Source organism: Alkalimonas mucilaginosa (genome assembly GCF_036327005.1).
Classification (GTDB): domain Bacteria; phylum Pseudomonadota; class Gammaproteobacteria; order Enterobacterales; family Alteromonadaceae; genus Alkalimonas; species Alkalimonas mucilaginosa.
Genome location: NZ_JAUGZK010000005.1, coordinates 196,569 through 221,808 on the forward strand (window position 1 = coordinate 196,569; position 25,240 = coordinate 221,808).

The window sequence follows — 25,240 nt, forward strand, 5'->3', positions numbered from 1 at the left end:
TATGAATCTTTATTACGACCCAACAAGTAAGCCCTGCAAAAACAAACCCTTATTCAACAGTAACGCTCTTAGCCAGGTTCCGAGGCTGATCCACATCCGTACCTTTGATAATGGCAACGTAGTAGCTCAGCAGCTGCAGCGGGATGGTGTAGAGCACCGGGGCCAGCCAGGGGTGGCTGTGGGGGACGTTGATCACCCGCATGGTGTCGTCGGACTGGAAGCGGGCGTCGGCGTCGGCGAACACGTACAGGATCCCGCCGCGGGCGCGCACTTCCTCGACGTTGGATTTCAGTTTTTCCAGCAGCTCGTTGTTCGGCGCTACCACGATGATCGGCATATCGGCATCGATCAGTGCCAGCGGGCCGTGCTTAAGCTCACCGGCGGCGTAGGCTTCGGCGTGGATGTAGGAGATTTCTTTCAGCTTCAGCGCCCCTTCCATCGCGATGGGGTACTGATCGCCGCGGCCTAAAAACAGCGCGTGGTGCTTATCGGCAAACTCTTCGGCCAGGGCTTCAATCTGGCCAGCCAGAGTTAAGCTTTGTTCCAGCACCGCCGGCAGTTGGTTCAGTGCCTGCACCAGCTGCTGCTGGGTGGCCGCATCCATGCCATGGTGTTTGCCAATGGCCAGGCTGAGCATGGCCAGGCCGACCAATTGCGTGGTAAAGGCTTTGGTGGAAGCCACGCCGATCTCAGCACCGGCCCGGGTCATAAAGGCTAAGTCGGATTCACGCACCAGGGAGGAACCCGCTACGTTGCAGATGGTTAAACTGCCAAGATAGCCCAGCTCTTTGGCCAGGCGTAGTGCCGCCAGCGTATCGGCAGTTTCGCCGGACTGGGAAATGGTGACCAGCAGGCTGTTCGGCTGCACAAAGGATTTGCGGTAACGAAACTCGGAGGCAATTTCCACATTGCAGGACACGCCAGCCATAGCCTCTAACCAGTAGCGAGCCACCATGCCGGAGTGGTAACTGGTACCACAGGCAACGATTTGCACATGCTGTACCTGCTTAAACAGCTCGCTGGCACCATTGCCGAAGGTTTCGTCCAGCACAGTGTCGGCACTTAAACGCCCTTCCAGCGTATTGCTGACCGCATGCGGCTGCTCGTAGATTTCTTTGAGCATAAAGTGGCGGTACGGGCCTTTGTCGCCGGCATCGTAGCTGACGTTGGACTCGTGCAGCTCGCGCTCGACCGGCTGGCCGTCTTTGTCAAAGATCTGCACGCTATGGCGGGTGATTTCGGCCACATCGCCTTCTTCCAAAAAGATAAAACGACGGGTCACCGGCAACAGCGCCAGCTGATCGGAGGCAATAAAGTGCTCACCAATACCGACGCCAATCACCAGCGGGCTGCCGGAGCGGGCCACCACCAAACGGCTGGCATCGGTGCTGTCCATCAGCACAGTGCCGTAAGCACCATGCAACTGAGCCACGGCTTTTTGCACCGCGCTGAGTAAGGAATCAGTCTGCTGCAGCTCCTGCTCAACCAAATGGGCAATCACTTCGGTATCGGTATCGGAGTTAAAGACATAGCCTTGCTGTTGCAGCTGCTGGCGCAGTGGTTCGTGGTTCTCAATAATGCCGTTATGCACCACGGTAATACGGCTGGAGACGTGCGGGTGGGCGTTGCGTTCACTCGGCTCGCCATGGGTGGCCCAGCGGGTATGGGCGATGCCGGTACCGCCACTCAGCGGCTCGGCCGCTACCGCATCGACCAATTCTTTCACTTTGCCCAGCCGACGGCAACGCTGCAAGCCGATGTCTGGGTTCAGCACGGCCAAACCGGCCGAGTCATAGCCGCGGTATTCCAGCCGGCGTAAGCCTTCCAGTAAAATCTCTGCCACATCCCTTTGCGCCACAGCGCCTACAATGCCACACATACAAACTCCCTATTCAATTCAGATACGTTTACTAAGGTTAATTAGTCGGCCTCAGCGCGGATCACGCTGACACCCTGTTGTTCAATCATGGCCGCATCGGCTTTGGCTAAGCCGGTATCGGTGACCAGCACTTTGATCGCCTGCCAGGGCAGCTCCAGATTATGAATTTTACGGCCCAGTTTGTCGGACTCCACCATTACAATGACCTCCCGCGCTACTTCGGCCATCACCCGACTTAAGCTATACAGCTCGTTGTAGGTGGTGGTACCTCGGGCTAAATCCAGCCCATCGGCACCGATAAACAGCTGATCAAAATCGTAGGCACGCAGTACCTGTTCAGCCAGCTGGCCTTGAAAGGACTCGGACTGCGAATCCCAGCTGCCGCCGGTCATCAGCAAGGTCGGTTCATTTTCCAGCTCACGCAGCGCATTGGCCACCGCCAGCGAGTTGGTCATCACCACCAGGCCCTGTTTGTGCGCCAGCTCCGGCAATAACGCCGCTGTGGTGCGACCGCTGTCGATGATGATGCGGTAGTGATCTTTGATCAAGCTGGCAGCGGCTTTGGCAATGGCTACCTTTCGTTTCGAAACTTGCTCCAGGCTGGAGTCGGTAACAAAGTCCTGTGGCACCAACACAGCACCACCATAACGGCGTAGTAAAAGCCCGGCTTCTTCCAGCACAGTGAGGTCTTTACGAATAGTGACTTCCGAGGTTTGAAAGCGCTCGGCCAATTGCTCCACAGACACTTCGCCATGCTGCTGCAGCTCAGTCATAATCAAATGACGGCGTTGCTGGGTATTGCGTTTATTCATTCAGCACCACAAGTTTCGATTTGAAAGATATTTTAACGAAAAGAAAGATATTAGCAAGCATCCATTGGCAGGGTTATCTGATAATCCAAGCCCTGGCCCGGTTCACTGCTGACTTTGATCTGGCCTTTTAACCGCGCTGTGACCAGATTATAGACAATATGCGCACCTAAACCGGTGCCACCCAGCGAGCGCTTGGTGGTATAAAATGGTTCGAACAGACGCTGCAAACTCATTTCATCCATACCCAGGCCGTTATCCCGGTAATGCAACAACAGCTGTCGGCCCTGCTGACTCACGTTCAAGGAAATCTGTGGCTGCTCTACCTCTGAAAATGCATGTTTGATACTGTTCATCACCAAATTGGTAATAATCTGAGCCACCGCGCCGGCATCGGTATGCCAGTAGATACCTTCAGGACAGCTTAGTTCAAACTTACATGCCAGCGTTTTCAACTGAGGCTGCAGCGACAGCAACACATCGTGCAGGTAACTGCCAAGCTCAATTTCCCGGCTGCCATCGGCTGATTGATCAACCGATACCTGCTTAAAGCTTTGTACCAGGGCCGCGGCCCGCTCGGTATTCACTTCCAAAATTTTCAGGCCATCCTGCATATGCTGCAAAAAGCGATTGAACTGTGACTGCTGCAGTTTTTTCTCAGCAAAGGCCCGCTGCAATTGTTCAAACTCCGTTTTTAAATGGCTGGTGGCAGTAACACAAATACCGAGCGGGGTGTTTATTTCGTGTGCCACACCAGCCACTAAGCCACCTAAAGAGGCCATTTTTTCCTGCGTAACCAACTGCTGCTGGGTTTGCTGCAAGCGGGTAAAGGTATCGGCATTGACCACAGCAATGGCAATGGTGCTGGCCAGAGTACGCAGCAAGTCCAGCTGCGATGGGCTATAAGCATTCGGGTTAGGGCTTTGAATTGAAAACACCCCTACCACCTGCTGATTCAGCATCAAAGGAATATAGAGAACGGATTCCATTGGCTCACCACAGAGTGGTTTTGGAATGTCACCCAAATAAGGTTTCAGCTCGTCCCAGTGGCTAATCTGGATTTCTTGCTGCCGACTAAAGCAGACCGCGGCCAGCACATCCGGCGCCTGATCATCAATGCTAAAGGATGGCAGTTGCTGGTTATTTTCCTGCCAAAAAACGAATTCAATTTGCTGCAATTGTGGCCGGTGCAACCCAATCACCATCACATGCACATCAATCAGGGCACTTAACATCTGATGACAACGAGACAACACCAGATCAAGCTCCAGCGAGGCGGTAATTTCACGGCCAATTTGCTGCAATAGCATCAAATCCTGATTCGAGGCCAGTAAAGCATCACGCTTTGCTTTTAACTCCAAAGTACGTTCATCAACCTGATGCTGCAGTTCCCGACGCATAGCGCGCTCTGAGCGTATTTTCAATTGCAGCCACAACCAAAAAGAAAAAATAACAGCAGCCAAAACCAGACCACGAAACCACCAGGTCATCCACCAGGGTGGCAACACCTGAATCGTGAGTAATGCAGGCTCCTGCCATTCGCCATTACCCAGCCTGGCGGCGACTTCAAACTGGTAGACCGCAGGAGGAAGACGGGTGTAAGTCGCGATACGCTCATTGGCACTGGTTAGGATCCAGTCCCGATCAAAGCCTTGCAGCCGGTAGCGGTACTGCAATTGCTGCTGATGCAAGAGGGAAGGTGCCGCAAAACGGATACTGAACATATCTTCTTTGTACCTAAGAACCAAGCGATCCAGGTAGGGTAATGCCTGCGGCAACAACGAACTGCTTCCAGGCTGTACCGTTTGATTAAATAAGCTAAACCGGGTGAGCTGCACAGCGGGCAGGGGCTGTTCCTTGGGCAACGCTTGCGGCTTAAAATAGTCCATACCACTGCTGCCGCCGCGGTAAATCATGCCATCGTACAGCTCCCAGGCACCAATCCAGGTAGTATCCTGCATGCCATGCCATAGATTCAGCTCCAGCAATGTGCGGCTGGCAGGAAGCCAGTGCATACGGTACAGCAAGCGAAACTCATCGGCTTCAATTAAGGCAGCATCAACCGATTCATCCGTAGGATAAGCCTGAAAGAATGGCGGCTCAGTGCGATCTAACCAACGATGATTCAGGTTACCAGCCCGTATCCAGATATGGCCATTTTGTGGGTAGATAAGCTGTATACCGTTGTAGACCAAGCCATGCTCACTGCCATCAAACTGGCGCCAGTGCTGCCACTTGGTAAGCTCCGGATCACCACGAGCCAACCCTCGGTCCAGTGAGCCTAACCAAAAGTGTCCCTCTGGATCCATCACCATGCTGGTAATGGTATCAAAGGGCAATGGGTGTTGCTTAGAGCCGGTGTGATAATGACGTAGTAACTGACGCTGCTGATCCAGCAAGTACAAACCGGCTCCCCGACTGCCTAACCACAAACGCCCTTGCGCGTCCGGGTAAAAAATAGAGATAGTGGGTGGCCCACCAATACCCGGCAATGCCTGATGCTCCCAGTCAGCAGTCGCCGGAAATAAACGGTACAAACCTCGGTCAGTGCCTACCCACAGCCAGTCTTGCTCTTTTAATACAGCCCGGGCTAAGGTTGGACCATTGGCATCCTCAGGCAAGGCAAAACGCTGCAACTTGCCAGTTAACGGATTAAACAAAGCCACTCCGGCCTCACGATTGGCGATCCAGACCTCCTGCTCATCAGCCGCTTTGAGGCCAAATACATTGGCTGCGCCAAGCAAGTTTGGATCAAGGCGACCAAAAGGCAAAGTACGGACCTGCTGCGCAACAGGCCCCAGCAAACTAAAGCCAGATTGGCTTAACAACCACAAAGCATTATGTGCATCAAAATACAATCCGGTTATCGCAGAATTACGCAAACCACCAGCAAATTCAGGATGATATTGAAATTGTTGCCAGCGCTGGCTGGCTGTCAAATACAACCAAAGGCCTTGCCCATCGCTGGCAACCCATATATTGCCTGCAGCATCTAAGGCAATAGAAGTCGTCTGGATCCGTCGCATAGCTTCCGGCATTGGCATCGGCTCAGGCTGCAAAGACAGTGGGTTCATGCGCCACAGTCCTCCGCCATATAAAGCAATGAGTAAACCCTGCTCAGGGTGTACGGCCAGGTTCGTCACGGAATCATGGCTTAAGTAAGAGTTTCCCGGATGCCAACCCTGGCCTTGTTGCATCATGAGATCCCAGCGAATCAACCCTCCAGTCGCAGTGCCCTTGGTTCGAAGTGGAGCATCCCCTATTGCCAACCAAAGTTGCTGGCCGTCATCCAGCCAGATATCGTTGATATAAGCTGTAGAAACACCATCGATCTCGGCGGGCAATTCAAAAGCCAGGATCCGCTGGAGCTGCGGATCCCAATAAAACAGCCCTGCACCATTGGTACCAATCCAGGTTCGGCCTGAGCTGTCTTGATACAGCACAGAAATTTCATTCTGCGTAGCATCATCCGTATCGATGGCAAAACGAAGTTGTTCAAAACGTTCGGTCGTTAAATCGAGTCGGTTCAAGCCACCATAGCGCGTTCCCACCCACAAGGTATTGGTACCCTCCAGCAGTAAACTGGTAACCCAATCAGCAGAAAGGCTATTACTATCCGCTGCATCCGCCTGAAAACGAGTTAGATCACCACCATCAAAGCGATACAAACCATGCTGGGTACCCAACCAAAGAAAGCCATGCTGATCCTGCACCATACGGGTCGCCAGTGGCGAAATATCAACACTATCATTCAAGTGGATGAAACGGCTATAAACCTGAGGAGCAGACCAGGCAAAGCCGGTGCATAACAGCAGCAGCCACAGACCAACATGACAAAGCAGGGCTTGGATACGACACCGACGCATAACTCGTCTCACAGACTGGGGTGCTTAGAGTATTGCAGCTGAAATTAACAAATTCAAATCAGGCACCGTCATATTAATGATAATTATTTGCATTTAGTTTTGTCATTTGCTATGATGCCTCTTGTCGGGAAACTGGCGTACGCTTCACAGCGTTTTTTTCCTGGTCGTTGTTAACTTGTCCTGCATTTTGGGGCAGCGAATGCTGCCCCTTTTTTCCTATCCCGGGTGCTGGTTATGCTTTCACTATCCTTGCCTTTTATCGACGAACTTTTTTTAATCATCGCCATTGCCGTTCTTGGCTGGGTTCTAACCGGCACAACGGCAAAACCATCGCAGCGTTTTTTTTCTGCAACCTGGCTCGAGCTGGTCAGCCTGCTGGCTTTTGTCGCGTTGCTGGCTCTGCTTTGGCTCACCCCCATACCCTTTAGTCTGCATTTTATGCTGCTATGGTGCCTGAGCACACAGCTGCTGCTTCTGGGGTGGCATCTGGTCGTACACAGGTACCAACGCAGAGTTGCCGGGCGCCACAGCCCGGAGCAAGCTGCCTGGCTGGTCGGTTATGCCAGCCAGTCCGGCACAGCTGAGCAACTGGCCCGACACAGCACCAAACAACTGCAAACCGCCGGCAAGAAAGTGCAAATGCTGCCGCTGAATGCGTTAGCCACTACGCCCCTGCATAGCTTTGAGCAAGCTTTGTTTATTGTTAGCACCTACGGTGAAGGCGAAGCGCCAGATAATGGCCAACACTTTTTACGTCATGCCATGCAGCAACAACCGGACCTGTCCAAACTAAAGTTTGCTGTGCTGGCATTAGGCGATCGCAGCTACCAGCATTTCTGTGCCTTTGGTCACTGGCTGCAGGATTGGTTAACCCAACACCGGGCATCAGCCATCCAACCTTTGGTGCCCTGGGATCAGGGCCAGCGCGATAACAGCCCATGGCAACAATGGCAACAACTGCTGCAAAAACTTGGTGCAGGCCAGGCAGAGCAGGAAACCCATCAAAGCTGGCTAAAAGTGCCACTGCAAAGCCGTTACTGCATCAACCCTGGCAGCCAGGGTAACCCCTGCTTTGTCGTTAAGCTACCGCGACAAGAGGGGATGCATTGGCAAGCAGGTGATTTGGTAGAGATACAACCAGAACACAGCCGTTGCACCGTTGCTCTCTGGCTCACCGAACATCAGGTGTTTGGTTGCCAGACGGTCAGCTTTTATCAGCAGCAACTACCGCTCTGTCGTGCTTTGGCACAAATCGAGTTACCGGCACAGGGACCAGCAGAGCATGAATCGCTGGAAAACTGGCTGCACCAACAACCCTTGCTGCCACTTCGCAGTTATTCCATTGCCAGCATTGCCGATGAAGGCCAGCTAACCTTGCTGGTACGGCAGGTAAAAAAAGAGCATGGTTTAGGGTTGGGCTCTGGCTGGCTCACCAGCTATGCGCTGGAAGGGCAGCCTATTCAACTTCGGCTGCGCACACATCCAAATTTCCATCTACCCGACGATGACAGACCCATGGTCTTTATCTGCAATGGTACCGGCATCGCAGGTATCCGTGGTTTGCTGGCGGAGCGGGTTAAGCGGGGCCACACACAAAACTGGCTGCTGTTTGGTGAACGTCAGCAAGGAGTAGATAGCTTCTTTGCCAAAGATCTCCAACTGTGGCAGCAACTTGGTTTCCTGCCGGAACTGGATCGGGTGTTTTCACGTGATGGTTCTGAAGTACGGTATGTGCAGCACCAATTGGCTGAACGTATGCCTGAACTCAAGCTCTGGCTGGAGCAAGGAGCTGCAATCTACCTCTGTGGTAGCCTGCAAGGCATGGGACAAGCCATTGATCGGCTGCTGCAAGCTGAGTTGGGAGCGGAACAACTACAGGCATTGCAGCAACAGGGGCGTTACCGGCGCGATTTGTATTAACGTGGACTAAAGCGGATCCGGCCTTGTTGCACCGCCATATTCAGTGGCATCTGCATCAGCAAACGCTGGGTCGGGTCGCTCTCATCCAAGCGATACACCGGCTGATCCTGCAGCCACATATTGACCAACTGCAGCACCTCAGTACTGAGTGGCGCTAAATTACCACGATAACCAGCTGCATCAATGCTGGAGTCCAGCAGACGCAAGTTACGCAAATAAACAGCCTGCTCATTGGAGTCGTAATAAGGTGAGGCTTCAATTTGCAAAGCCAGACTAGCTGGATAGTGCAAGCCAAAAGCTGAGAATACTGCACTAGCTGTGGTGCCAAGCCGCACACTGTCGCTGTTATCCGGCCCTATTTGCACCTGCATATCCTCTACCGCCAAAGCCACCGGCATGCCAGCCAGGCGCGTTTGCTGTTGCAACTGGCCGAGCTGACGCAGCATCAACTGCTGCAATTGCTGCTCAGTGACACTGTAACTGGCTAAATTGCTAACCTGAGCACAGCCCGCTAACACCAGTGCTATGGTTCCCATTAACCAAAAGCTGAATTTTTTCATTCAAAGGTTCCCTTCATCGTAGTGACAACTGGCAGTGTAATCCCTCTGACGAGTCTTGTAAGTAGCTTTTTTATGATATGCTCTGGCAGTTACCAGGGAACAGCCAGCGCTCTGCTGGTGAATAACAACGAGAAACGACCATGCTGCTTATTTTAAAACTGATTGCCGGCATTGTACTCGGCATGCTGCTGGGCCTCTATGCCCCGACGGTACTGACCCAACTGCTGATCACCTTTAAAGGCCTCTTTGCTCAGCTGCTGTTTTTTACCATTCCACTGCTGATCCTGTTTTTTATAACCAGCGGTATTGCCAGTTTGCCGCAAAACTCCGGCAAGCTGCTGGGCCGCACTTTAGGCACCGCTTACCTTTCCACCATTTTAGCCGGCAGCCTGGCGTTTTTTATCGCCGCCTTGCTGGTGCCGATGCTGGCAGGCTCGGCCGATGCCGCGGCGACCAGTGGCAATGGCACTGTGCTGAGCCCCTTTATCGAGCTGGCCATTCCGCCGGTGTTTAATGTGATGACGGCGCTGGCGCTGGCCTTTATTTTTGGTCTTGGCATTGCCGCCACCAGAGCCGAGCAACTGAAACAATTATCCGATCAGGGCCGGGATGTCATTCAGCTGCTGCTGACCAAGGTGATTATCCCACTGTTGCCGTTTTACATTGCCGGCGTCTTTGCTGAGATGGCGGTGACCGGTACAGTGTTTGCTACCCTGAAAACCTTTGGTGTGGTGTTGCTGCTTTCGATTGCACTGCACTGGGTCTGGATCTTTGCGCTCTTTACCCTGGCGGCCATCAAAGCTGGCCGCTCGCCTTTTGGCCTGGTGAAAAACATGCTGCCCGCCTATTTTACCGCCCTGGGAACCATGTCGAGCGCAGCCACCATTCCGGTATCGCTTGAGGCCACCAAAAACAATGGCGTCAAAGACGACATTGCCAACTTTACCGTACCGCTGTGCGCCACTACCCATTTGGCGGGCTCCACCATTACCATCGTTGCCTGCGCGGTCGCGGTGATGGTGATGCAGGATGGCCTGGCCATTCCATCGTTTATCACCATGCTGCCCTTTATCCTGATGCTGGGCCTGGTGATGCTGGCTGCGCCAGGGGTACCGGGCGGCGCCGTGATGTCGGCCGTTGCCTTGCTGATTTCGATGCTGGGCTTTGGCGACGCCGCCATTGCGCTGATGATTGCGCTTTATATGGCGCAGGATAGCTTTGGCACTGCCTGTAATGTGACCGGCGATGGGGCTATTTCCGTGTTGGTGGATAAAGCCAGCTAAAACGAGAGCGAAAGCGCGCAGCCAGGCGCGCTTTCGCGCACCAACCGAACAAACGAACATTTAAACACATGATTTAAAACAAAAATAAAACTGGCACACTTCTTTCATTAAGCCATACAACCAAAACGACGCTGGCTTAACTATGGATATTCAACTCACACCAACCCGCCGCTGGCCCCGCTTAGTGCTGCTGGGCGGCCTGTTACTGGTTCTGGCAGGTTCCGCGTTTGCGCTCAGTCGCGCCACCTTGCCTTCAATCTCACTGGCGCAGTACAGCACAGCAACCGTCGAGCAAGGGGATCTCACCCTCTACAGCAATGCGCTCGGCCAGTTGATAGCTGTCGAGCAACGCTTGCTGACAGCGCCCGCAGCCGGCACCGTGGTTGCCATCGCACACAGGCCTGGCAGCCCGCTGACAGAAGATACCGTGATCCTGCAGCTGGAAAACCCGGAACTGAATCATAAAGTGCAATCGGCTGAACGGGCCTTGCAGCAAAAGCAGGCTGAAATTGCAGCCTTTACCGCTCGCCAGCAAAGTAGCCTGCTGGAACAGCAGGGCGTGCTGGCAGAACTACAAGCCCTGGTTGATCAGGCAACCCTGGAGCTGAGCGTTAATCAGGAGTTGGCCGCCAATTGCATCGCCGCCCGCATCGAATTGCAACGGGCAGAGCTTCGACTGCACCAACAGCAGCAGCGGCTTCACTTTGAACAACACAAATACCAACAGTTTGCACAATTGCAGCTGGCTGAGCAGCAGCAAAAGCAGCTTGAGCTGACGCAGCTGCAGCAAGAGTTCGATCTGCTGAGACTGCAACAAAGCCAAATGCAACTAAGTGCCGGTATGGTGGGGATCCTGCAGCAACTGGAGGTCGAAATTGGCGAAAGCGTGCAACAAGGCCAGGCATTGGCCCGGGTCGGCAGCCAGCATCAACTGAATGCCCGTATTCAGCTGCATCAGCGCCACGCCAGCCAGGTGTTGCCCGGCCAGCCCGTGCTGATTGAAACACCAGCCGGTGTTATTCAGGGCGAAATCAGTCGCATCGAATCGGTGATAAACCAGGGCACCGTAGCGGCCGAAGTGCAGCTGCCGCAACCTTTGCCTGCAGGGCTGCGCCCGATGCAACAAATTCATGCCCAGGTGGAGCTGACGCAGCTGCAGCAAGCCTTGTCGTTGCCACAGTTGCCCGGGCTGCGGCCAAACAGCAGCCAACGGGTGTTTATTCAAACCAGCAGTGATCGCGCCGAAGTCCGTGAGGTGCGTTTTGGCGAGCTTAGTCAACGCCGCTTGCTGGTTGAAGACGGGCTGAACCCCGGTGACAAAGTACTTTCCATCGATGCCAGTCAATGGCCGACACAAATCACACTGGCGCTAAGACGCTAAACAGGACAAAGGACACTCGTATGACCACCACAACACAACCGCTGGTTCAGGTACAAAACCTGCACAAAAAGTTTATTCAGGGCAGCACCGCCACCCTGGCGCTGCAAGGCATTGATCTTAGTATTTATCAGGGCGATTTTGCCGCCATTACCGGGCCATCCGGCTGCGGTAAATCCACCTTGCTGAATATTCTGGGCCTACTGGATACCTTTGATGAAGGCAGCTACCTGCTGTCTGGTATCGATACCCGACCGCTGAGCGTGAATCAACGGGCACGCATCCGCAACCGCCATATAGGCTTTGTGTTTCAGGCATTTCATCTGATCGATACCATCAGCGTATTTGATAATGTCGCGCTGCCGCTGCAACACCGCGGCGAGCGCCAGAGCAGCATCAAAGCCCGGGTAGAGCACTGCCTGGAGCAGGTCGGCATGAGCCATCGCCACGATTTTTATCCGCACCAGCTGTCCGGGGGACAGCAGCAGCGTGTTGCCATCGCCCGGGCCCTGGTGGGTGCGCCGGAATTGCTGCTGGTGGATGAGCCCACCGGTAACCTGGACAGCAAAAACGGCGATGCCGTGATGCAGCTGTTGCTGGATTTGCACCGTAGCGGCACCAGCATTGTGATGGTGACGCACGATCAGCGCTACAGCCGCTGTGCCAACCGCCATATTCAATTGCTGGATGGCCAGGTGCTGGCAGCCCAGCAGCAGGAGGTCGCATGATGCTCTATTGGCAACGTTTTTCCTTTGGCCTGCACCGCCTGCTGCTGCAGCCCAAGTTCAGCCTGCCGGTAGTAGTCAGCCTGGGCTTAACCTTAGCAGCAGTCCTAACAGTGCTAACGCTTTGCAATCGCATTTTATGGCAGCCGTTGCCGGGCATTGCTCAAGCCGATGAGCTTAGTGTGCATCAGTTGAGCTTTTCGGTAGGAGGCATGCAACTCAACCTGATCGATGCAGCTTCTTTTGCAGTGTATCAAGAGGCACTTGCTCCCTACGGTGACTCAGGCTTTTTACTGCAATCCACTACCCGATTGACAGATCAGGCTGACAGCAAGGCATCACTCAGCGAATTCACCGCCAGCTCAGGCTTCACTGAACTGTTGGGGCTCCCCTTGCTGCTGGGTAATAGCACTAAACAGGCCTCCACACAGGATGTGTGGATCTCAGAGTCTTTCTGGCACAGCCAGTTTCAACGCCGCCCGGATATCGTCGGCCAGCCTTTGCAGTTGGCAAGTGGCGACTATCTGATCCGCGGTGTTTTGCAGGATTTTTATGCTACCCCATTTAAAGATCCTGCCCTTTCCGAGCAAGTATGGCATTTCTTCCAGCCTGCAGAGACAATGGCCGCACAAGGTAGCTTCTCGATGGGATCCAGTGGTGTTGCCATTTTACGCCAGCACCAGGAAGCCCTGCCCACTAAAAACGATATCTTGCATTGGTTGGAGCAACTGAAAGAGCAACAACCAACGGTCGCCATGCTGGCACAGCACTTTGATTTTGTGCCGGAAGCGACCGATTACCGCCAATACCTGCTGCGCGACAGTCAGCGGCTGTTGGTATTATTACTGCTGGTCACCCTGGCCTTGCTGGCGATGGCTACCTTAAATCTGGCCAATCTATTACTGGGCCATTATCAGGGACGCCAGCATGAGTTTGCCGTGCAAAGCTTTTGCGGCAGTAGCCGCAACAAATTACGGCTACTGGTTGCCTGCGAAAATCTGCCTTTGGTACTGGCAGCCATGCTGCTGGGCATGCTGGGCTGCCTCTGGCTGCTGCAGTGGCTGCCTGAATTGGCTGGCTCCAGCCTGCCACTGGTGCAAAGCATCGGGCTGGATGTCACCAGTTTATTGCTGCTATGCCTGCTAAGCCTGCTGCTGCTGGCAATATTCAGCTGGCCGGTTGGTAGCACTGCTTTGCTTAGCGAGCAACTGCAAAGCAGTGGTAAAGGACGGGCACAACAACAAAAACCCTGGTTGCAACACAGCTTGCTGCTGGCCCAACTGATACTCTCTGGCTGCATGGTGTTTGTGGCAGGCATGATTGCGGTCACGGCTTATCAGGACTTATACCACAACTGGGGGTTTGACCCAGGCAACAGTGTGCAGGTCAGGCTGGAGCAACCCTTGGTAAGTACCTACACAGACGATGAAGATGGGCTGGTTCGGCAGCACTATACCAACTGGCAACAACAGCTGGCAGAACTCTGGCCAGAAGCCCAGGTGCTGGCAGGGGCAGCCCCCATCACCAATATGTTGTCCGTCACCAAAGTGCAGCATCCCGAGCAAGAGCTGGCGATTGATGCCATCTCAATGGCGGTGGATCCAGCCTACTTTGCCAGCTTTCAAACCCCTATCCTCTATGGTCGTAGCTTTCAGAGCGATGATCCAATAGAGAGTGTGATCCTGGAACACCGGCTGGCGTTGTTGCTGAGCCCCGATCAGCCAGAACAATTGCTTGGTCAGTCCATTCAAATGCTTGGTGAGCGCCACTACCAAATCATCGGTATTGCCGGCAATAGCAAAAACTTTCTAATGGCTATCCCTAGCCTGTATTTGCCAGCGACTGGTGCACTTAATCAGGCGAAAGACAGTATTGTCGGCCAGTTTACCTTGCTGTTTCCAGCGGGCCAGCAGCTCCTAGAAGCGGACATCAGCAGCGCCATCCAGTCACTGGATGCCAGTTACCAGGCGGATGTGATGCTGGTTCATTCCTTGTGGCAACTCATCACCGCGGAGCAGCGGATGCATTTGGCGTTAATTGCCGTCCTTGCCGGTATCAGCCTGCTGCTGGCGCTGCTGGGCATCGCCGGGGTAAGCCGGCAGAATAGCCAACAGCGCCGTTATGAGTTGGCTATTCGGCTGGCTACAGGTGCCAGCCAGCAGCAAGTGCTGTGGTTTTTGGCCAGGCTGCCACTGGCCCTGATTGGGCTGGGCCTTGGCACTGCGGCGCTGCTTTGCAGCGTGTTGTACCAGCAACTGGCACTGCAACTGCCAGGCCTGCCGGATTTTAGCAGCAGCAACCTGCTGCTGCTCAACGCCCTGCTGTTGCTGGCGGCACTACCGGCCTTGCTGTTACCGGGCTGGCAGGTGATTCGCCGTGATCCGATGCAGTCCTTGCGCTCCTTATAAAGGCAAGGTAGGGTACGACAGCCTGCCCCGAAAATGGCCTGAGGGCCATTTTGCAACATCTGGAAAAGGAACCAACCATGACCAATGCTTTGATCCTGATTGCCGACGACGATGACGATATCCGTCTGGCACTGGAGCTATTACTGGCCGGCGCCGGTTACCGGGTAATCAGCGCTGCCACGCCTCAGGCAGTCCGCCAGCAAGCCGGGCAAAAGCCGGATCTGGTGCTGCTGGATATGAACTTCCAGCAAGACACCACCTCAGGCAAAGAAGGCCTGGCCCTGCTCGCTGAACTTAAAATGCAGGATTTACCAGTGATCCTGATGACGGCCTGGGCCAGCATTGAACTGGCCGTTGCAGGCATGCAGCAAGGCGCCCGCTCTTTTATCCAGAAACCCTGGAACAACCAGCAGTTGTTGCAGCTGATCCGCCAGCAATTGGAGCACCAGCAGCTGCAACAAGAAAACCAGCACCTGAAGCAACTGCTGCAACCGGAGCAGCAGCAATGGGTTGCCGAAAGCCCGGCTATGCAACAACTGGAACAACTGGTGCAGCAGTTGGCACCAACCGATGCCTCGGTGCTGATTCTGGGAGAAAACGGCACCGGTAAGTCGTTGCTGGCCAGCCGGTTGCATCAATTATCAAAGCGCAGTCAGCAACCGCTGGTGGCGGTCAATATGGCCGCTATTCCTGAATCCTTGTTTGAAGCGGAGTTATTCGGCCATGAAAAAGGCGCATTTACCGACGCCAAACAAAGCCGCACCGGACGCTTTGCGCTAGCCGGTAAGGGCAGCCTGTTTCTGGATGAAGTCGGCTGTCTGCCACCCCAGCTGCAGCCCAAACTGCTGCGGGTGTTGGAAAGCGGCGAGTTTGAAGCTGTCGGCTCCAGCCGATCGCAGCGCAGCCAGGCCCGTATTATCAGCGCCACCAATGCCGATTTGCAGCAACTGGTAAAGCAGGGGCTGTTCCGGCAGGATCTGCTGTATCGCCTTAATACCTTTGTACTGGAGTTACCGCCACTGCGTCAGCGCCAGCAGGACATCCCCCTTTTGTGTCAGCAGATAATGAGCGGTTTGTGTCAGAAATACCACAAGCCACCGCTGAGTATCAGCCCGGCGGCGATGCAGACCTTGCTGGGGTATCCCTGGCCGGGCAATGTGCGGGAGTTAACGCATACGCTGGAGCGGGCGGTGTTGCTTTGCCAGGCCGAAACCATTCAACCGCAGCACTTGCTGCTGCAAAACAACCAAACCAGCGCGCCAGCGGACAGCCTGAACCTGGCCGAAACGGAGCAGCGGCTGATCCAGCAAGCTCTGGCTAGCAGTGGCCAGCAACTGACGGAAGCGGCACGCCTGCTCGGCATTTCCCGCCATGCACTGGCACGGCGGCTGGAAAAATACCCTGAGCTGGGCAGCCACTGATGCCGTCGCTGTTGTATCGCTGCTTGCTGCTGTTTAGCCTGAGCACGCTGGTGCTGTTACTGCTGTTGCTGCAGCAGCGCGGCTGGAGCCCACTGCAGCTCGGCACCCTGGCATTTGTACTCAGTTGGCCTCTGGCAGCACTCTGGTATGGACTCTGGCAACAACGAAAAAAACAGTTGCAGCAACTTCGGCTGTCGCTGGGCCAGGCATTGCAGCAAGCAGATAGTACCAGCGACCGGCCGGCACTGCCGGAGTACCGATGGCTGCAGCAGGATCTGGCACAATGGGCCAGCCAGCAGCAGCAACAGGCCTGGCGACCCGACGATCTGTTGTGGCAACAACTTCCCTTTCCGGTTTGTCTGTTTGATCACCAGCTAAAGCTACGCTTTGCCAATCCGGCAGCCAGCCAGGCTTTCCCCCAGCCATTGCTGTTGGGCAGCCATGCCAGCAGCCTTGGTTTTGTGCCGCAAACGCATGGGCTGCAACGGCCTGAGCTGACAACAGGCTGGCAGCAGCTTTGCCTGACATTTGGGCCGGCTGAGGCACAGGAGCATCTTTACTATGCGCTGGATTTGCGTCACCCGCTGTATCAACAGCAAAAGCACAGCCAGCAGCAACTGATCCGGGTACTCAGCCATGAGCTGCGCAATTCCCTGACACCGATGGCCTCGATGGCCGAAACCTTACTGAGCCAACCGCAACTCGCCGAGCAACAAACCCGGCTGGTGCTGGAGCGCATACAACAGCGCAGCCAACGGCTGCTGGCCTTTATTGATCAGTATGCGAAAGTGCAGCAATTGCCGGCCAGCCAACCCGAGTGGTGCGATTTAACCGCGGTGGTGGATGAGCTGCAGCTTACCAGCCCGATCCCACTGATAGTGGATGGCGAAAGCAGCTGCTACGCCGACCCAAACCAACTGCGCCAGCTGCTGCTGAACCTGGCCAAAAATGCCGCCGAGGCAGCCGGGGATTCAGCCGATACCAAACTCCAGATCACTGCCTATCAACAAGGGCAGCAGCAATGGCTGTTGGTAAGGGACAATGGCCCCGGCTTTGCCAATATCGACAACCTCTTTACGCCCTTTTACACCACCAAAACAGGCGGCTCCGGCATTGGCCTGATGCTGTGCCGGGAAATTGTGATGCAACACGGCGGCAGCATTGAAGCCCATAACCCACCAGAGGGCGGCGCCGAGATTCGGATGCAGTGGCCACTGCCGGTTTAAGTATTGCCACTAAACCCACCAAGCAACTCAGTGGGCTAACCAGCAGCATCTTGATCACCAATAACCAACCGATAACTTTCACCATAGAGTGACTGATATTCCAGTACAATTTGCATCCGACTCAAGGATGCTTCCATCTGCTCCAGGGGCTTATAACAAGAAGCATTTAAGGTTCGAAAAGCTATCTGTCTATCCGCAATTTTATAAAAGCGGCCAATATTGCCTGTGCTGTAACATTCCGGATCTTCGCCCAACGCAATTAAGAACTCGTCACGATTCTGATAAAGCTTGCCATCCACTTTATACTTCAGGCTAGTGACTTGTGCCGGCCCCATGCCCTGATTGTTAATATAGAGTTCCCAGTAGCCCTCTAAAGAAGTGTTAAATTCAGCTTCCAAATAAGGTCTAAGCGACAATTTATTATGCTGCTGGATGCTGTAACTTTGCCAGATGGAAATCACTAGGGCACAAACCGCAACCAGCATTGAGCTGAGCGCGGTGTACTTTTCCCAGTTTACGGTTGTTTTGCCAGGTTCACTCACGTTGTTATCACTCATTGCGCAGTGCCTTTACCGGATCGGTCAGCAGCACCCGGCGCAATGGCACAAAGCTGCAGAGCAGGGCGGCTAATGCCAATAGCGCCAGCAGGGCGGCAACTAAGGTCCAGTTGGCCTGAAACATCAGCTCGGGTTGGGTGCGGCTGATGCCGGCCAGGAAAAAGAAGCAGGAAAAGCCGAGCAGCAACGCGGCTGCTATTGGCTGCGCCAGCTTAACCAGGTTGTCTTTAAGCAATTGCTTTAAGCTGGCACCCATCGCCATTTCTACTCCCAGCTGATACCGCCGCGCCTGCACCAGGTAGCTGACAATACCGGCAATACCGGCCAGTACCGTCAGTAAACTCATCAGTGCCAGGGTGGCCGCCAAGGCCGCCGCCAGCCGGTGCGCCAGCGAATAGCGGGCAAAAGCGGCTGCTACTGTGGTGAGCTCAATCAAATCGAGTCGCGGATCTTGCTGGCGCAGTAGCTCCAGCAAGGCGATATCGGTCAGGGTTGCACCAGGAGTTAACTTAAGCAGATAGCTGTAGTCACGCCAGCCGGGGTTTTCTGCCGGGTAATAGACTTCATCCACCTCATAGCCCGGATCGCCGGGGAAGTTGGTATTGGCCACCACGCCGATAATTTGCCGCTGGGTACTGTCCTGGTAAATGGATAGTGTTTGCCCCAACGCAGGCTTGCCGGAAGTGCGGGCAATACGATCAGCCAATCGCTGATTAATAATCAGCGGGTAATGCTCCAGCCCGACTTGCTCCGCAGTAAAATCCTGACCACTCAGCTCAAGACCGTAAAATTGGAAGTAACCTGGCAGCACCCGAATGATACGGGCCGAGGTGATGATTTCCCCTTGCGCATTGCTAACCGTATCCTGGTTACGCACCCGGGGTGCCCGTGGCTCAGATACCGCAGTAACTTGCTGCACTTGCGGCAAGGCAGCCAGACTTTGCAGCAAGGCCCGATGTTGGTTTTGCCGCTGCTCGCGGTTATCCAGATCGCTGTAATTTACGTCAAGCGACCACAGATCGCGGCTGTCGATGCCGGTAGGTCGGTTGGCTTCCGCCCAGGCGGCAACAAACACATGGGCGGTTGCCAGCAGCACCAGCAAGGACAACATCAGCTGCACCCCAATCAAACTGTGCGCCACCCCCTGCTTGAGTTGCTTGCCGGCCCCTTTGCCGCTGCTTTGCAAACTGGCCATCAACTGCTGTTCGCGCACGCCGCTGAGCTCAATCCAGCTAAACAGCAAGGCTATTCCCAGTAGCACCAGGGCTGTGAACAGCAACATCATGCCATCAATACGCAGCGCACTGATGCGTGGCAATTGCTCGCTGGCCACACTGGCAATCACGCCAAAGCCCAGCCAGGTCAGCAGCAGCGCCAGTAAGCCGGCACCGGCCAGCAAGGCGATATTGTGGCGAAACACCTGCAGAAACATTTGCTTTTTACTGGCACCAAAGGCATAGCAAACCGCGAGTGGCTGCAAGCGCTTGACCGCCCGCGCCAGCTGCATGCTGGATAAATTGACCAACGCAATTAAAGTAAGCAACGACACTCCGGCCAACAGCATCAACACCAAACGGCCGGAGTCGCCCTGAATTTGCTGGCGCAGTGGCACGACTTTACCGTAATACTCAAACACCCCCTGCAAGTCAGGGTCGCGCTCAGCCGAGGCTTGCTTTAACAGCTGATAGGCTTCGGCATTGGCATCCTGCTGGCTTACTCCGGGCTTTAACCGGCCCAGCGCTGCAAAACCACCCGAGTACCCCCCAAAACCGCGAATATCAATACGCTCATCCATATCCAGCGGTAGCCAAATGGCCTCATGCGCATCGGTAAAGCCCGGCAACTCCAGCGCCTGCTTCACCACCCCTATCACGGTAAACTGGCGCTGATTCAGTTGAATGCTTTGGCCAACAATATCCGGCCGCCCACCATAATGCTGCTGCCAGATGGCCTGACTGAGCACCACCGAGGGCTGCTTATTGCCCATTTGTTCTTGCTCGTTAAAAAGCCGACCCAATAAAGGCTCTACCCCCATCACCTCGAAAATATCGTGCGCGCCAAACAGTACCGGAACTCTTGGCCGTGTTGGCTGATCCAGCAGCTTGTACTCAGTTTGAAAGCTAAAATACACCGCCATCTGCTGCAGCAACTGACTGTTTTGCTGCAGGTCAAACAAAGTCTGTACATTGCTGGCTTGATGCACGGCCCCCTGATAATTCAGCTCACCGCCCACAAAATAAAGCTCGCGATCATTCTGATAAGGCAGGGGCGCAAAGAAGGTAATATTGACCAAACTCAGCACACTAAACAGCAGTGTCAGGGTAAACACCAGGCTGACCACGACAGTCAGGTAGTATTGCCTGGCTTGTAGAAAGTTGCGCCACAGCATCGACCAGATTAGGCGCCCATTCATGCCACTTGCTCCTCTGCATCAGTCTGCAGCGCCTCGGCGGCGACCACCTGACCATCCAGCAAATGAATTTGCCGGTGCGCCATGGTGGCGTAGCGGGGGTCGTGGGTGACCAGTACTATGGTGGTACCCTGCTGGTGCAAATCGGCCAGCAGCGCCATCACCGCATCGCCATTTTTGGAGTCCAGGTTACCGGTAGGTTCATCCACCAGCATAATGCCGGAGTCGGCCGCCAGCGCCCGGGCAATCGACACCCGCTGCTGCTGACCACCGGATAACTGGTTGGGGAAAAGCGCGGCTTTATCGGCCAGACCAACTTTCTCCAGACACTCCAGTGCCCGTGCCTGGCGCTGTTTAACACTATCGCCACGGTATTTCAGCGGCAGAGCGACATTATCCAGCACTGTGTATTCATCAATCAGATTAAAGGCCTGAAACACAAAGCCGATACGGCGGCTGCGCATTTGCGCCCGCTGCTCAGCGTTCATATCGGATACCAGTTGGCCATCAATGTAGTATTCACCGCCATCGGCGGTATCGAGCAAACCAAGAATATTCAGCAGGGTGGATTTACCGCAGCCAGAAGGGCCGCAAATTGCCACGTAGTCGCCTTGCTGCACGCTGAAACTAACCCCATTAAGCACCGCTTGCTGTTGCTGGCCGGATTGAAATACTTTTTTCAGTTGTGTTACTTTGAGTACATCGGTTTTCATCGTCCAATCCTTACTGAGTCAGTTTCAGTTGCCGCACGCTGCTATCAAGCTGCAGATCGCTGATAATAATACGGTCGCCCGGGTTTAAGCCCGACACCACTTCGATTTGCTGGCCAGAGGCCTTGCCAAATTGCACCGCTACCCGGCTGGCCACCTGATTCGCATCCAATTTAAACAGCTCCACCCTGGCATCCTCGGCAACACCTGCCGGCCGATCGACAAAGCTAACCTGACCACGACTTTGGCCATGAATGCGCGCATCCACCATCTGCATCGGCCGGATATCGGCGGATAATTGCTCGGGCAATAAAATATCCACCTGCACCGCGCCATCGGCTACTACAGGATCTATCCGCACCACCTGACCAGTGACAATGCCATGGCGGGTATCGACTTCCGCCATAGCCCCTGTCTGCAACAGCCTTACCTGCATTTGCGGTACTTTGACTTCGGCCACCAAAGGCGACAAACTGCCAACCAACGCCAGCTGATCGCCGACATTGACGCTCTGGCCGAGACTAACCGGCAAGCGCTGCAATACACCTGCCAGACCTGCCCGCACCACCAGTTGCTGCAACTGGCTGATGGCATTGTTCAGCTCGGCTTCCGCTTGCTGGATATCTTCTTGCTGGATCAATAAATACTGCTGATGCACTTCCTGCAGGGTAGCGAGTTTTTGTTGCTCCAACTGATAACGCTCGGCCAGCTGCTCGGCCCGGGCCCGGCTGCGCCTTGCATCCATCGCCGAAATAATGCCGGCTACTGCCAGCGGCGCTTCGGCTTCCACTTGCAGCGCGGCCAGTTCAGAATCGGATTTCAGTTCAGCTAAGCGCGAGCTTTGCTCCAGAATTTCGCGCTGCTGCTCCAGCGCCAGCCGGCGGCTGTTGCTGCGCTTGTTGTGCAGGTTGGCCAGCGCCTGCTGGGCGGCAATTTCCAAGGCAGGATTTTTTAACGTAAGGATCACCGTATCCGGCTCGACCACAGCACCGGGACGCAACTTGATTTCATCCACCGTCGCCATGCTGCTGGCCGTCAGCAAACGCTGGTTTTGCGACTGTAAGCTGCCATAGCCGGTCACGCGCTGGGTAAAGTCGCCACTTTGCACCGTCGCCACGCTGACACTGGATGCACTGAGGTAGTGCAGCCCACCGGCAAAACCGATGCTCCAGCCACTGATCAGCAATAAAGCAGACACCAAACCAACAGCGCTGTAGACCAGCGTACTTAGATTGGTTTTCATAGCACTCCCTAAATTCATCTTTGATGTATTATTTTTTACATTTGATAGTATGAACAAAAGGGAATTAACACAATAATTTTATGATCGCTTTTTTATCACCAAGCGATCACTAGCAAGAATGGTAAATAAATGCGGCTTTAACGGTTAAAGGGAAGAGTGGTCAGCAGATAAATCAACTTCGATAAGATTTGTGGTACGTGAACTTAAGCCATAAACCAGCACACGGCTACCATCCTGATTAATGGCAAATCGAGGCCAGACTGTTTGGTATGGAAAACGGCTTTGCTGAAACTGACCGCTGTCTAAATTGAGCTGGTTTAACCAGGTAGAGACAAAATCGAAATCACTCCAAATCAACTGCGGCCCCTTGACATACCAACGGCTGATAAATTCAGTGTTAATGCTATGTCCAAGCGATTTTAGCTGACGAAATTGTTGATCCAGCTGATACAGCTCTCCCCGTGCCGAGGCAGCAATAAACCCATCGGAAGTTTCACGTAATGCGCGATAGCCTTTAACAAGCTGACGTCTAGAGCGACTGGCACGATCAAACTGGTACACTCCCCATTCGCCGGCAATAAGCTGGCCAAAATAAACACTCGCTCCGTCCAGAGAAAATGCGGCATGACTATCGAAAAACACTTGTGAAGTAGACACCAACTCTATCGAGTTTTGCTGCAAATCTAGCACTATCAGTCGTTGACCATCATGCAGCAATAAGGCATGCCGCTCAGCGTGATAATCCACTAGTTCAATGGCCTTATCGTTAGTGAACAGGGTCTCCCTATTATCACTGAGTTGATGATATTTAATTAACTCCCAATGACTCTGCTGGTTGACTAGACCGAAGTACCACTGTTCGCTCTCTGCATAATTGAGTCGGCGTACGCCATTAGGTACTTTTATAATGCGTTCGGCCGCTAATCCATGGTTCAGTGCAAACTCTTGAAACACTGGCTCTGATAAATATTCATTTCGCAGCAATAGCAGCCGCTGTTCAGTTCCGACAAGAACAAAATCTTTGATTGTTTCATCGCCATGCCCCAGGATCACCCTCTGGCTATTTGATGCCAGCTCAACCAATACCAGACCTTGCTCAGCGTCGAGCATAATAATTGACGCTTCATCGCGCCATGCCAATCTATCTACCCGGCCTGCTACTTTCTCTGAATAGAGGATTTGCTTTGACTGTACGTCCTGAACTTCCAGTCGAAATTCAGAGGCGTTAAGGAACACGGCGCTAGCTAATCGCTGTGTAGAGGGGGAAAGCTCTGAGTGATAAATATGGTCGATAGCACTGCTTCGTGCCTGCAGCAGTTTAAACGCTCCCGAATCTTCGTACCAACGATACAATTTAACGGTGCCTTGCAAATCATCAACAGCATTGACCAACCAAGTCTTGCTTTCTGCTGCCGGGCTAAAATGCCCGATTAAGGGAAAACCTGCTACCTTTTCCTCTTTAGTCGGTTGCATATTCTCTATCAGTGTCAGACGAGTTATCGCGGAGCTTCCTAGCACCTCATCCAACACTAACAGGGATTGTTCACCATCAAACAGCAGTTTTTTAGGCTGCTGGGACCTGATTGGAAGAAGGCGGATATCACCGCTCTCCCTATTCATCAGATAAACTTGCCAAAGCTCACTTTGATTGGAGCGGCCGAGAAATGCCAGGTAGGCACCATCCGGGGACAGGGCCAGACCACGCTTTTCTCCGGCCGGGGTGGAAATAGGCAGGCCAGATAGTAGCTGGCTGGATGATAGCTGGCTCGCTAGTGGTGATGGTAGCGATAGTTCAGTAGTCTTGGGGGTCTGAAGCCATGGCAACAGCAACCACAACAGCACCAGTGCAACACCAGACAGTACCAGCCACCGGATGAATTGAGCAGGGCGCTTTGCCAGCACGATAGCCGGTGAGCCGGGAGCCAGAGTAGGAATCGTCGTTGCAATATCGGCTGCTGTAGCCGTCTCCATCGCTGGCTCTGCGTCGAGTTCACTGACCGGACAAACCAGTTTATAACCGCGCTTGGCGACCGATTTGATGTAGCGTGGTTGGCGAACATCATGATCATCCAGCACAGTGCGCAGCTTTTTAATGCAGCTGCGCACGGCGGAATCACTGACCACCCGGTCAGTCCAGACCTGCTGGTGCAGCTCTTCTAAACTGACATAGCGCTCACGTTGGTGATACAAATACAGCAACAAGGAGAAGGCTTTTGGCTCAATCGCCACTTCTTGCTGCTGTTGAAACAGCAGTTGCTGCTTCGTATCCAGGATGTAGTCACCAACAACGATTTTAGACACAGCACTCAAAGACTCAACACACCATAATAAGATGTTACCGCAGCTGCATCGACAAACAAACTAAATTACCAACGCCACGTCACCTGACAAGCCACTTATCGGGTTCTAACGGCCAGGATCCGTTGCAGTACGACTTCGGCCCATCAACCACAAAAAGCCAGCTATCAGGGCGGTACCCGGTAACCCAAACAAGAAGGTGGCTAGTTTCCAAAAGCGGTGGATATCTTGTCGCAGGAACATCATGGCAAAAAGTACATTCAGCCACAGCCAGCTGAAGCTGGTGGAGCCAGCCGATGGGACTGATTCAGACATACTGCAATCGCCAAAGCCAAAACTGCCCTGCCGATAACAAGGGCCCCTTGTCGCTGCTGGCTCAGTTGCTGTAGCCAGTTGCGCGCTGCTGGCGGCTTCAAGGCTACTGGTGACTACAGCGCCCAATTCAGTACTGACGTTGATAATGGCTAACATATCCATGGGTAATCCTCTTGCAACGACTGACCCCGTGTCAGTCTATGCCAGCAGGCTACCCCCAGCGCTTGATGAT

General features: G+C 54.0%; 17 protein-coding genes. 7 read left to right on the forward strand and 10 right to left on the reverse strand.

Annotated features, from left to right (window positions below):
* Positions 1–49: 49 nt before the first annotated feature.
* From glmS to QWF21_RS09060, 3 genes are read right to left on the reverse strand one after another with little or no spacing between them, the layout of a single operon-like run.
* The gene (glmS, locus tag QWF21_RS09050) at positions 50–1,879 is read right to left on the reverse strand and encodes a glutamine--fructose-6-phosphate transaminase (isomerizing) (RefSeq protein WP_330087726.1); all 1,830 of its coding nucleotides are present in this window, start codon (positions 1,877–1,879) and stop codon (positions 50–52) included.
* A 41-nt stretch (positions 1,880–1,920) separates the two neighbouring features.
* Complete coding sequence (locus QWF21_RS09055) at positions 1,921–2,691, reverse strand: DeoR/GlpR family DNA-binding transcription regulator (protein WP_330087727.1); 771 nt, start codon at positions 2,689–2,691, stop codon at positions 1,921–1,923.
* A 50-nt stretch (positions 2,692–2,741) separates the two neighbouring features.
* Positions 2,742–6,554: an ATP-binding protein gene (locus QWF21_RS09060; RefSeq protein WP_330087728.1), complete on the reverse strand. Its 3,813-nt coding sequence runs from the start codon at positions 6,552–6,554 to the stop codon at positions 2,742–2,744.
* Positions 6,555–6,788: 234 nt separating this feature from the next.
* Between QWF21_RS09060 and QWF21_RS09065 the strand changes: the two genes are divergently transcribed.
* Complete coding sequence (locus tag QWF21_RS09065; RefSeq protein WP_330087729.1) at positions 6,789–8,474, forward strand: sulfite reductase subunit alpha; 1,686 nt, start codon at positions 6,789–6,791, stop codon at positions 8,472–8,474.
* Here QWF21_RS09065 and QWF21_RS09070 read toward each other — a convergent pair.
* Positions 8,471–9,034, reverse strand: coding sequence for a DUF1439 domain-containing protein (locus tag QWF21_RS09070; protein ID WP_330087730.1), 564 nt, complete (start codon positions 9,032–9,034; stop codon positions 8,471–8,473). The genes QWF21_RS09065 and QWF21_RS09070 overlap by 4 nt on opposite strands.
* A gap of 140 nt (positions 9,035–9,174) precedes the next feature.
* Here QWF21_RS09070 and QWF21_RS09075 point away from each other — a divergent pair, with 140 nt between their 5' ends.
* From QWF21_RS09075 to QWF21_RS09100, 6 genes are all read left to right on the forward strand, one after another.
* The gene (locus QWF21_RS09075; RefSeq protein ID WP_330087731.1) at positions 9,175–10,317 is read left to right on the forward strand and encodes a dicarboxylate/amino acid:cation symporter; all 1,143 of its coding nucleotides are present in this window, start codon (positions 9,175–9,177) and stop codon (positions 10,315–10,317) included.
* 142 nt (positions 10,318–10,459) lie between these two features.
* A complete protein-coding gene (locus QWF21_RS09080; RefSeq protein WP_330087732.1) occupies positions 10,460–11,698 on the forward strand; it encodes an efflux RND transporter periplasmic adaptor subunit in 1,239 nt (412 codons plus the stop codon).
* A gap of 20 nt (positions 11,699–11,718) precedes the next feature.
* Positions 11,719–12,423: an ABC transporter ATP-binding protein gene (locus tag QWF21_RS09085; protein WP_330087733.1), complete on the forward strand. Its 705-nt coding sequence runs from the start codon at positions 11,719–11,721 to the stop codon at positions 12,421–12,423.
* The gene (locus tag QWF21_RS09090) at positions 12,420–14,828 is read left to right on the forward strand and encodes an ABC transporter permease (protein WP_330087734.1); all 2,409 of its coding nucleotides are present in this window, start codon (positions 12,420–12,422) and stop codon (positions 14,826–14,828) included. Before QWF21_RS09085 ends, QWF21_RS09090 begins: the two co-directional genes overlap by 4 nt.
* A gap of 77 nt (positions 14,829–14,905) precedes the next feature.
* A complete protein-coding gene (locus tag QWF21_RS09095; protein ID WP_330087735.1) occupies positions 14,906–16,249 on the forward strand; it encodes a sigma-54-dependent transcriptional regulator in 1,344 nt (447 codons plus the stop codon).
* Complete coding sequence (locus QWF21_RS09100) at positions 16,249–17,475, forward strand: sensor histidine kinase (RefSeq protein ID WP_330087736.1); 1,227 nt, start codon at positions 16,249–16,251, stop codon at positions 17,473–17,475. Before QWF21_RS09095 ends, QWF21_RS09100 begins: the two co-directional genes overlap by 1 nt.
* 35 nt (positions 17,476–17,510) lie before the next feature.
* On the opposite strand, the gene QWF21_RS09105 is transcribed toward QWF21_RS09100, so the two are convergent.
* The 6 genes from QWF21_RS09105 to QWF21_RS09130 form a co-directional block, all read right to left on the reverse strand.
* Positions 17,511–18,032 (reverse strand): hypothetical protein, encoded by a 522-nt coding sequence (locus QWF21_RS09105; RefSeq protein ID WP_330087737.1) that lies wholly within the window; start codon positions 18,030–18,032, stop codon positions 17,511–17,513.
* Positions 18,025–20,445: an ABC transporter permease gene (locus QWF21_RS09110; protein ID WP_330087738.1), complete on the reverse strand. Its 2,421-nt coding sequence runs from the start codon at positions 20,443–20,445 to the stop codon at positions 18,025–18,027. The genes QWF21_RS09105 and QWF21_RS09110 overlap by 8 nt, the downstream gene beginning before the upstream one ends.
* Positions 20,442–21,155, reverse strand: a complete 714-nt coding sequence (locus tag QWF21_RS09115) for an ABC transporter ATP-binding protein (RefSeq protein ID WP_330087739.1) — start codon at positions 21,153–21,155, stop codon at positions 20,442–20,444. The genes QWF21_RS09110 and QWF21_RS09115 overlap by 4 nt, the downstream gene beginning before the upstream one ends.
* Positions 21,156–21,165: 10 nt before the next feature.
* On the reverse strand, positions 21,166–22,395 hold the full coding sequence (locus QWF21_RS09120; RefSeq protein ID WP_330087740.1) for an efflux RND transporter periplasmic adaptor subunit: 1,230 nt from the start codon (positions 22,393–22,395) through the stop codon (positions 21,166–21,168).
* A gap of 144 nt (positions 22,396–22,539) precedes the next feature.
* Complete coding sequence (locus tag QWF21_RS09125) at positions 22,540–24,696, reverse strand: winged helix-turn-helix domain-containing protein (protein WP_330087741.1); 2,157 nt, start codon at positions 24,694–24,696, stop codon at positions 22,540–22,542.
* Between the two features lie 105 nt (positions 24,697–24,801).
* Positions 24,802–25,170, reverse strand: a complete 369-nt coding sequence (locus QWF21_RS09130) for a hypothetical protein (RefSeq protein WP_330087742.1) — start codon at positions 25,168–25,170, stop codon at positions 24,802–24,804.
* Positions 25,171–25,240: the final 70 nt, after the last annotated feature.

What these genes read in the sequence shown, in the direction of transcription:
- QWF21_RS09060 (WP_330087728.1), bottom strand. Translation starts at nt 6,554, where the DNA reads ATGCGTCGGTGTCGTATCCAAGCCCTGCTTTGTCATGTTGGTCTGTGG.
- QWF21_RS09105 (WP_330087737.1), bottom strand. Translation starts at nt 18,032, where the DNA reads ATGAGTGATAACAACGTGAGTGAACCTGGCAAAACAACCGTAAACTGG.
- glmS (WP_330087726.1), bottom strand. Translation starts at nt 1,879, where the DNA reads ATGTGTGGCATTGTAGGCGCTGTGGCGCAAAGGGATGTGGCAGAGATT.
- QWF21_RS09130 (WP_330087742.1), bottom strand. Translation starts at nt 25,170, where the DNA reads ATGGATATGTTAGCCATTATCAACGTCAGTACTGAATTGGGCGCTGTA.
- QWF21_RS09080 (WP_330087732.1), top strand. Translation starts at nt 10,460, where the DNA reads ATGGATATTCAACTCACACCAACCCGCCGCTGGCCCCGCTTAGTGCTG.
- QWF21_RS09095 (WP_330087735.1), top strand. Translation starts at nt 14,906, where the DNA reads ATGACCAATGCTTTGATCCTGATTGCCGACGACGATGACGATATCCGT.
- QWF21_RS09075 (WP_330087731.1), top strand. Translation starts at nt 9,175, where the DNA reads ATGCTGCTTATTTTAAAACTGATTGCCGGCATTGTACTCGGCATGCTG.
- QWF21_RS09055 (WP_330087727.1), bottom strand. Translation starts at nt 2,691, where the DNA reads ATGAATAAACGCAATACCCAGCAACGCCGTCATTTGATTATGACTGAG.
- QWF21_RS09120 (WP_330087740.1), bottom strand. Translation starts at nt 22,395, where the DNA reads ATGAAAACCAATCTAAGTACGCTGGTCTACAGCGCTGTTGGTTTGGTG.
- QWF21_RS09090 (WP_330087734.1), top strand. Translation starts at nt 12,420, where the DNA reads ATGATGCTCTATTGGCAACGTTTTTCCTTTGGCCTGCACCGCCTGCTG.
- QWF21_RS09065 (WP_330087729.1), top strand. Translation starts at nt 6,789, where the DNA reads ATGCTTTCACTATCCTTGCCTTTTATCGACGAACTTTTTTTAATCATC.
- QWF21_RS09110 (WP_330087738.1), bottom strand. Translation starts at nt 20,445, where the DNA reads ATGAATGGGCGCCTAATCTGGTCGATGCTGTGGCGCAACTTTCTACAA.
- QWF21_RS09115 (WP_330087739.1), bottom strand. Translation starts at nt 21,155, where the DNA reads ATGAAAACCGATGTACTCAAAGTAACACAACTGAAAAAAGTATTTCAA.
- QWF21_RS09070 (WP_330087730.1), bottom strand. Translation starts at nt 9,034, where the DNA reads ATGAAAAAATTCAGCTTTTGGTTAATGGGAACCATAGCACTGGTGTTA.
- QWF21_RS09085 (WP_330087733.1), top strand. Translation starts at nt 11,719, where the DNA reads ATGACCACCACAACACAACCGCTGGTTCAGGTACAAAACCTGCACAAA.
- QWF21_RS09100 (WP_330087736.1), top strand. Translation starts at nt 16,249, where the DNA reads ATGCCGTCGCTGTTGTATCGCTGCTTGCTGCTGTTTAGCCTGAGCACG.